Annotated in this window: 8 protein-coding genes and 1 pseudogene; 6 read left to right on the top strand and 3 right to left on the bottom strand. The window is 60.9% G+C overall.

The features are described from left to right. The first annotated feature begins 261 nt into the window (after window positions 1-261). The 4 genes from NW846_RS11850 (at window position 262) to grpE (ending at window position 5,105) form a co-directional block, all read left to right on the top strand. Entirely contained in the window at window positions 262-1,206 is a 945-nt protein-coding gene (locus NW846_RS11850; protein WP_168173639.1) for a hypothetical protein, read from the top strand. A 63-nt stretch (window positions 1,207-1,269) separates the two neighbouring features. Further along, window positions 1,270-2,490 (top strand): DUF445 domain-containing protein, encoded by a 1,221-nt coding sequence (locus tag NW846_RS11845; RefSeq protein WP_011429856.1) that lies wholly within the window; start codon window positions 1,270-1,272, stop codon window positions 2,488-2,490. Window positions 2,491-2,553: 63 nt separating this feature from the next. After that, window positions 2,554-4,215 carry a bifunctional metallophosphatase/5'-nucleotidase gene (locus tag NW846_RS11840; protein ID WP_011429855.1) on the top strand — a complete coding sequence of 554 codons (1,662 nt, stop codon included), beginning with the start codon at window positions 2,554-2,556 and terminating at the stop codon, window positions 4,213-4,215. A 152-nt stretch (window positions 4,216-4,367) separates the two neighbouring features. Next, window positions 4,368-5,105: a nucleotide exchange factor GrpE gene (gene grpE, locus NW846_RS11835; RefSeq protein ID WP_228375447.1), complete on the top strand. Its 738-nt coding sequence runs from the start codon at window positions 4,368-4,370 to the stop codon at window positions 5,103-5,105. A 13-nt stretch (window positions 5,106-5,118) separates the two neighbouring features. Here the strand turns inward: grpE and NW846_RS11830 are convergent, their stop codons facing one another. Then, window positions 5,119-5,520: a transposase gene (locus NW846_RS11830; protein ID WP_240530486.1), complete on the bottom strand. Its 402-nt coding sequence runs from the start codon at window positions 5,518-5,520 to the stop codon at window positions 5,119-5,121. 29 nt (window positions 5,521-5,549) lie between these two features. Then, window positions 5,550-5,999: an RNA-guided endonuclease InsQ/TnpB family protein gene (locus NW846_RS11825; protein WP_414516115.1), complete on the bottom strand. Its 450-nt coding sequence runs from the start codon at window positions 5,997-5,999 to the stop codon at window positions 5,550-5,552. 273 nt (window positions 6,000-6,272) lie between these two features. Here NW846_RS11825 and hisH point away from each other — a divergent pair, with 273 nt between their 5' ends. Further along, window positions 6,273-6,923 (top strand): imidazole glycerol phosphate synthase subunit HisH, encoded by a 651-nt coding sequence (gene hisH, locus NW846_RS11820; RefSeq protein WP_414347110.1) that lies wholly within the window; start codon window positions 6,273-6,275, stop codon window positions 6,921-6,923. Between the two features lie 6 nt (window positions 6,924-6,929). Beyond that, window positions 6,930-7,391 carry an EVE domain-containing protein gene (locus tag NW846_RS11815; protein ID WP_414347111.1) on the top strand — a complete coding sequence of 154 codons (462 nt, stop codon included), beginning with the start codon at window positions 6,930-6,932 and terminating at the stop codon, window positions 7,389-7,391. 56 nt (window positions 7,392-7,447) lie between these two features. Here the strand turns inward: NW846_RS11815 and NW846_RS11810 are convergent. Further along, a pseudogene (locus NW846_RS11810) lies at window positions 7,448-7,633 on the bottom strand (5'/3'-nucleotidase SurE); the annotation flags it as partial.

The raw sequence follows: 7,633 nt of genomic DNA, 5'->3' as shown, positions 1-7,633 counted from the left end.
CTCCAACACCCACGCCGACTCCCACACCCACGCCCACACCGGAAGCGACTCCGACCGCAACAGCAACGCCTACCCCCACCCCAGAGCCTGTAGTGGAGCCTTTGCCTTCTCCCTCTCCCAGCCCTTCTTAGGCAAGAGGGATCCCATGAACAGGCTTTAGTGGTGTTTTAAAGGCCAATGGGTTGCCCCTAGATACTACATCTAGTGGGCACGAGCTGGTCAGGATGCTAAGCTACTGCCAGTTGTGACTGGACGGGATCCATGAGCTCAGCGTTGCAGCCGTTTTTGCCGTCGTGGCAAAGGGTTGGCTTTGGGTGGCTGGTGAGTGGGGTGTTGTGGGCTGCGGCGGTCGCTCCCATCACTGCCCAGCAGTTCGAGTTCACGCCCCAAGCCCCTCAGCCAAATCCCGTCCCTACCCTGCCTCTGCTCAGCAACCCGCCCGGCTCCACGGCTCCGCAAGCCCTGCCGCCTGTGCCTCAGGTGCCGCAAATGCCCCTCACGGGGGATCCCCTCCCCCCACCGGGGGATCCGAGCCCGGCCCCAATTCCGGTGGTGCCCGTTCAAGCGGCCCCAGGTGGACCAGCTCCGCCAGGCGAAGCCTACTCCTATCAACGGCGGCCCGACCTCAGCCCAGGGGGGAACCTGGCTGGGGCCGCGCGGGGCGAGCTGCCTGCCGGCACCCGTATTCCTCTTACGGTCTACCGACCCATCACCTTCCAGCCCTACCAGGCCATCAGCGCCAACCTGGAAGTCTCCGAGCCAGTGCTGGATCGCTTTGGCCAGGTGGTGATCCCGCCAGGGAGTGTGGTGTGGGGCACCTTTGAGCCGGTTTACAGGCCCAGGGATCCCCTCAGTCGTGGCGAAGACAATGCCGACCTGCGGAAACAGATCCTCGGCAACCGCTTTGTGGCCAACCGCCTCACCATCGGCCCTTCTACCTATCTCATTAGAGGCCAGTCTGCACTGCTCCCGGTTGGGTTGGATCGCAACGCCGATGTGGGCACCACCGTCGCCCGTGGGGCGGGCTATGGGGCGGCGGGCGGGTTGGCCTTGGGGGTGCTCACAGGGGGATGGGGCTTTTTGCCCATCCTGGCCGGCGGCCTGGCGGGTGCTGCTGCAGGTAGTACCAACATCGACCGGGTGGTGACGCTGCAGCCCAACACCCTGGTGGAACTGGAACTGAGCGAGAGCCTGATCATCCAATAGCCTTGACAAGAAGCGAGCAGGAGCGGGTCGGTAGAGTAGAGAAGATCCCCCCAAGTTTGCTCCATGGCCCTTTGGATCTACGTCGTGCCCCCCCTGGCCGGGCTGGTGATCGGCTATTTCACCAACGACATCGCCATCAAGATGCTCTTCCGGCCCTACCGGGCCTATCGGATTTTCGGCTGGCGCATCCCCTTCACGCCCGGCCTGATCCCGCAGAACCAGCCCCGCCTGGCCAAGCAGATTGCCAAGACCATCATGGGATCCCTGCTCACGCCAGAGGAGCTGCACAATCTGGCCCGCAAGCTGCTGCGAACTGAGCGCATGCAGGCAGGGATCCGCTGGCTGCTGGGGGTGGCGCTGGATCGGCTGCAAAACCCCGAGCAACAGCAGCAAACCGCTCAGGTGCTGGCGCGCATCTTGGCCGATCTGTTCAACGAGTCGTTGCCCCGCCTGGTGAAGGTGCTCGCCCGCCAGGAGACTTTTTTGGAGGGGCCGATTAACCAACTGTTCGACCAGGTGCTGCTAGAGCTGCGCCTCAACGCCGAGCAAGCCCGGCAGCTTTCGGAGTGGATCCTGAAGCAGGCGCTGCCCCCAAAGGTGTTGCGGCAGAACCTGGTGGATTTTCTCACCGATCGCAACATCGAAGCTTTGGATGAAGAATTTCGCGAGCGGGCCACCGGCTCCTACTGGCTGGTGGCCAACTTGTTTGGCCTCAAAAACGCCCTGCTGCGCCTGCGCACCTATTGCCTGGAGGAGCCGGAAGGGGCAGAGGCCATCTTGGAAGATCTGCTCAAAGACATCAACGCCCCCCGCCGCCTGACCGAGATCCTGCAGAACCTCTCCCTGCAAAACCTGCCGGTTTCCGCCGTACGTCAGTTGCGCCGTGCCCTGCGCGATGGGATCCAAGATTACCTGCGCAGCCAAGGGCCAGAGGTTATCAAGGGGCTGGGGGAGAGCATCGATTGGGAAAAAGTGGCCAGCCTGGTGTTGGGTCGCCTGCGCAACTCCAAGGCGCTGATCGCCTCCATCGATCAGATCAGCGCCGACCTGGCTTTGATCCTGGAGCGCTACCTAGAGCGGGATCTGGAATCGCTGATGATGCAGGTGATCCCCGTGTTGAACTTAGATCAGGTGATTGCCGACAAAGTCAACGCCACCTCCCCTGCTGAGCTGGAGCAGGCCATTCAGCAAATTGTGCGCCAGGAACTGCAGGCCATCGTCAACTTGGGGGGGCTGTTGGGTTTTTTGGTGGGCTGCGTGCAGGTGCTGTTTTTGCTGAGGTGACGGCCCCCTTCCCCAGAAAACGGGAGCTTGGATTGCGGCTTTTGCTTCAGTTATGATATTGGAATGCGGTTAACAATTCTCCACACTTCCGATCTCCACGCCAACCTGCATCCCTGGAACTACTTTGCCGGGATCCCTGCAGAACATGGCTTGGCCAAGCTGGCCACCCTGATCAAGCGTGTGCGAGCAGCCAGCGAGGATCCAGTGTTGCTCATCGACAGCGGCGACACGATCCAGGGATCCCCCTTGGGCACCTACTATGCCCAGGTGGAGCGGGTCTCCCCCCATCCCATGGCCCACGCCCTCAACGCCCTCGGCTACGACGCCTTTACCCCCGGCAACCACGACTTTAACTTTGGGCTGCAGGTGCTGCAGGATTTCACCGCCGATCTCCGCTGTCCCACCCTGTGCGCCAATATTCTCCGCCACAACGGGGATCCGCTGTTTCGCCCTTACCTCATCCGAGAAGAGGCCGGGATCCGCGTCGGCCTGCTGGGGCTGACCACCCCCCGCATCGACACCTGGGAGCGGCCCGACTACATTGCGGGGCTGCGCTTTGCCCCCCTGCTGGAAACTGCCCAGCACTACCTGTCGCTGCTACGGCCCCAGGTGGACGTGTTGGTGCTGATCCTGCACAGCGGTTCCAGCCAACTGCCTCCCCTGCGCAGCCCTGAGGGCTGGCGCAGCCCGGATCGCCGCGGCTGGGCCAGCAACAAAAGCTTGGTGGGGGAAAACGAGCTGCTGGCCCTGGCCGAGCTCGAGGGCATCGACGTCATCCTCTCCGGCCACACCCATCAGACCATTGCCGGCCTGGGGGGGGCCAAGGCCCTGGTGGTGCAGCCCGGCTACTGGGGCAGCCACCTTTCCCACGTGTCTTTGGAGCTGGAGCGCCACGGCGGACGCTGGCAAGTTGTCGGGAAAACTGCCCAGTTGCTGGCTGCGGAAGGGATCCCTGCCGATCCCGAACTCCTGGCCCTGACAGAGCCCTACCACCAGGCCACCTTGCGCTACATCCGCCAGCCCATTGGGCAGGCCCGTTGTGCCTATCGCGGCGGGCTGGCAGCCCGTTTTGGGGCCAACCCCCTAGCAGAGCTGCTCCATCAGGCCCAACTGCAGGCGGTACGGGAGGCCGGCCTTTCGGCGGAGCTCTCCCTGGTCAACATCTGCAGCAGTGCCGGCCTGGCAGCGGGCCCCATCTTTCTGCAAGACGCCTACAGCCTCACCGTTTACGACAACACCCTCTGCGTCTTGGAGATCACCGGCGACATCTTGCGACGCGCCCTCGAGCAGACCGCTGGCTATTTTCGCCAGTTGGATCCCGAGCATCTCCCGGCAGATCCCGCCTCTGTCGTCGCCCCCGAAGCCCGCGGCTACACCTTCGACCTCTACCACGGCATCGACTACTGCTTCGATCTCACCCGCCCTGTAGGCGAGCGCTTGGTGACCCTACAATTTCGCGGCCAGCCGGTGCAGCCGGATCAGACCTTTCGCCTGGCCATCAACCACTACCGCGCCGGCGGTGGGGGGGGCTACAGTATGTTCCAAGAAGCCCAAACCCTCTGGATCTCCGCCGACAGCATCCGCGACTTTCTCGCCCGCCACATTCACACCCATTCCCCCATCCAGCCCATCTACCGCCACAACTGGCACCTCATTCCCAACTTGGCCGAGATCTACTTTCCCCAGAGCTTGGGCCAGCTCCAGGACAGCCTGCTGGTAGGCTAGAACAACTAGGGATCTCAACTGGCTGGCAGAGGAGTCGGTAGAATACGATCAGCACAGAGCCCAGTTTGGCTGATTGCGACGCTGGTTTTGAGACTGCCAAACTGTCGGCACCCGACGTTACTGCTCCTTAATCACGCTTGTCGACATAACCCATGACTGCTGAAGAAAAGCAACCGATGCCCACAGAAGATGCCTATCCTGAACTCCAGGAAGAGGAAATCGACGTAGAAGCAGAGCTGGAGAAGCTGATTTTGGAAGACCGTGAAGCGGAAGCCAGCACCTCCTCTGGCGAAGCCAGCGCTGAGGCTTCTCAGGATCTCAGCGAAACCTTAAAGCAGCTCCAGCAGGAGTTGGAAATAACGCGCCAGCAACTGAAAGAGAAGGAAGAGTCCTACATCCGCCTCTATGCCGATTTTGAGAACTACCGACGGCGTACCCAGCGGGAAAAAGAGGAGTTCAGCCAAAAAGAACGGCAGAAATTTGTGCTGGAGATCCTGCCTGTGGTGGATAGCTTTGAGCGGGCGCAGCAGCAGTTAAAGCTGGAGACCGACCGCGAGCGGGAGGTGCACAACAGCTACCAAAGCGTCTATCGCTTGCTGGTGGAATGCTTGAAAAAGATGGGCGTATCCCGCATGAAATCGGTAGGCCAGCCCTTCGATCCTAACCTGCACGAGGCCATAGCCCGCCAGCCCAGCAGCGAGTACCCCGAAGATGTGGTGGCCGTCGAATATCAACCGGGCTACAAGCTGGGGGACTTGGTGATTCGCCACGCCATGGTGGCTGTCTCGTCGGGCAGCCCAACCTCTGAACCGTCTCCCTCAGACCCAGCCACCCCCAAACCCGAGCCGGAAAGCACGCCTGCCTCTCCCCAAAACCCCCAACATTCGTGACGTACTCCCGCACTCATGCTGACGCATAGAGTGCGGGCTTCCCAGTGACTCCTGCCCAATAGCAGGACATTTCCTGAGCTTGAAGAACGGGACGCCCCACCGCTCTGGATTTGATGACCCTCGCCGAGCTGTGATCCCTGCCAATCCTCAACCCACAGTGCGGACAATCGTGCCACCGCTCATGCAGCTTTTTGGGCACATCTCGACCACACCCCGAGCACCCTTGACTGCTGCCGCGGGGATCCCCTGCAATCGTCAACAGCCCAGCTCTTTCAGCCTTGGCTGCCAAAATTTGCAGGAACTCACCCCACCCAGCATCATCAACAGATTTGGCTAGTCTGCTTCTAGCCAGACCCCTAATAGTAAGCGCCTCATGAGCAATGTGCTTCCCCTTACTTAACAACTTCTTTGCCATCTTGTAGTGAAAATCTTTGCGCTGGTTGGCTACTTTGTAAAACCGTCGGGCAAAGGGCGGTGTTGGACCAGCTTGACCGGCCCAACCTTGGGCAGATGGATAAACTGCCCTCGAATGCAGTCCTGCTTCATCTGAGGGAAGGTGAAGGAGCGATACCGCCCTACTCCCTTAAACCTAGGCCTGCCTGCCCTTTTGCCGTTGCGGTCACCTTTTAGCCATCGGTCAAAGGCCCTTTGTACCCGCTGTAGGCAGTCTTGGAGCACCTGGGAATGAATCGCTTGGTATTCGGGGAAGAGAGCCTTTGTGTTTACCAAGTCTCGTTTCTGTGAGTCGAAGGTGGGCTTGTCTTTCAACTCAGGCAGATGACAGACCGTCAAGGAGCAGGCATGGATATTGCAGCGATTCTGCTCCCACCCGTTGAACCGTTCTGCCAGGCGATAGTTGTACTGCCTACGTAGCAGCTGCAGCCATTGCTCCATTAAAGCTATCTGGCTGGTGGTAGGACGCAAGCGGTACTGGTAAGCGGTTCTCATGATGAATGCATTGTACCTGTTGAACGCTCCCGCCTCTCATCCCGACTCTGGCCGGCCCGCCCCCCTACATCCCCCCGTATACGGGGGGACTGGGGGACTGGGGGGCTGGGATATAGGGGGGTACAGAGCGGGGCTTCCAGGACTACGTCCCGCTAGCGCGAACGGCGGATTAGCTAAAACCACTATACTGATAGGCTCTTGAAGGTTTCAGGAAAAGCCATGAAAGCCGTGCGCCTGGCGGTGATCGACTATGATGCCGGCAACCTGCATTCAGCTTGCAAAGGGCTGGAGCGGGCCGGGGCCGAGGTGCAGCTAGTCACAGAGCCGGCTGGGCTAGCGGCTTTTGATGGCCTTGTCCTGCCCGGCGATGGGGCCTTTGACCCAGCCATGCAGCAGTTGCGGGCGCGCGGCTTTGGGGAGGCAATCCGACAAGCCATCGAGCGGCAGCAGCCTTTCTTGGGCATTTGTATTGGTTTGCAAGTTTTGTTCGAAGACAGCGAAGAGGGGACAGAGCCGGGGCTGGGCATCGTGCCGGGGCGGGTGCAGCGCTTTCGACCGGAGCCGGGCCTGCGCATCCCCCACATGGGCTGGAACCAGTTGCACCTTATCCAGCCCGACTCTCCCCTTTGGGCAGGGATCCCCGAGCAAAGCTGGGTTTACTTTGTCCACTCCTACCACGCGGTGCCCAAGGATCCAAGCTGGGTGGTCGCCACCACCCAGCACGGCAGCCAAACCTGTGTGGCCGCCATTGCCCGCGGCACCTTGTTTGCCACCCAATTTCACCCCGAAAAGTCCGGCCCTGTAGGCTTGAAGATATTGCAAAACTTTGTCGAGTTTGTTGCCCGTCGCTTGCCTGCTGCCGGCGCCTAGCGTTTCATGAACTACTGGCTGATGAAATCGGAGCCCAGCGTCTACAGCATCTGGGATCTGCAGCGGGACGGCCAAACCCTTTGGGACGGCGTGCGCAACTACCAAGCCCGCAACTACTTGAAGGCCATGCAGGTTGGGGATCGCGCCTTTTTCTACCACTCCAACGCCGACCCCCCCGGCATAGCCGGCCTGATGGAGATCGTGGAGACTCAGGTGGTGGATCCCAGCCAGTTTGATCCCACCAGCCCCTACTACGATCCCAAGTCAACCCCTGCAGCGCCCCGCTGGCAGACAGTGCGGGTGCAATTTGTTGCCGCCTTTGGGCGCTTGATCCCTTTGGCCCAGTTAAGGGCCACTTTTACCCCTGCGGAGTTAGAAGTGGTGCGGCGAGGCACGCGACTGTCGGTGATGCCTGTTCCCCAGGCTGTGGCAGAACGGCTGCTGGCCTTGGCAGCCGTTCCCCTCTAGGGTTTCCCCTGGCTGCGATCCCGGCCAAGCCTGCTTGCCCTAGGCCATTTTTGCTTTCAAAAGCCAAAGGCTGAGAGGCCCCAGCGCTGCAAGCTCTCGAAAGCGGCGTAGGCCGTTAAATCCGGCTGCAGGGGCGTAATCGACACATACCCCTCGGCAACCGCCCGCACATCGGAACAGGGATCCACCTCCTCTTCCACCACCTCTCCTGCCAGCCAGTAGTAGGCCTTGCCGCGGGGATC

The organism is Synechococcus sp. W60.3 (assembly GCF_047502615.1).
GTDB lineage: Bacteria > Cyanobacteriota > Cyanobacteriia > Thermostichales > Thermostichaceae > Thermostichus.
The sequence above is the reverse complement of the archived record's forward strand: the minus strand, read 5'-3'. Positions and strand labels throughout refer to the sequence as shown.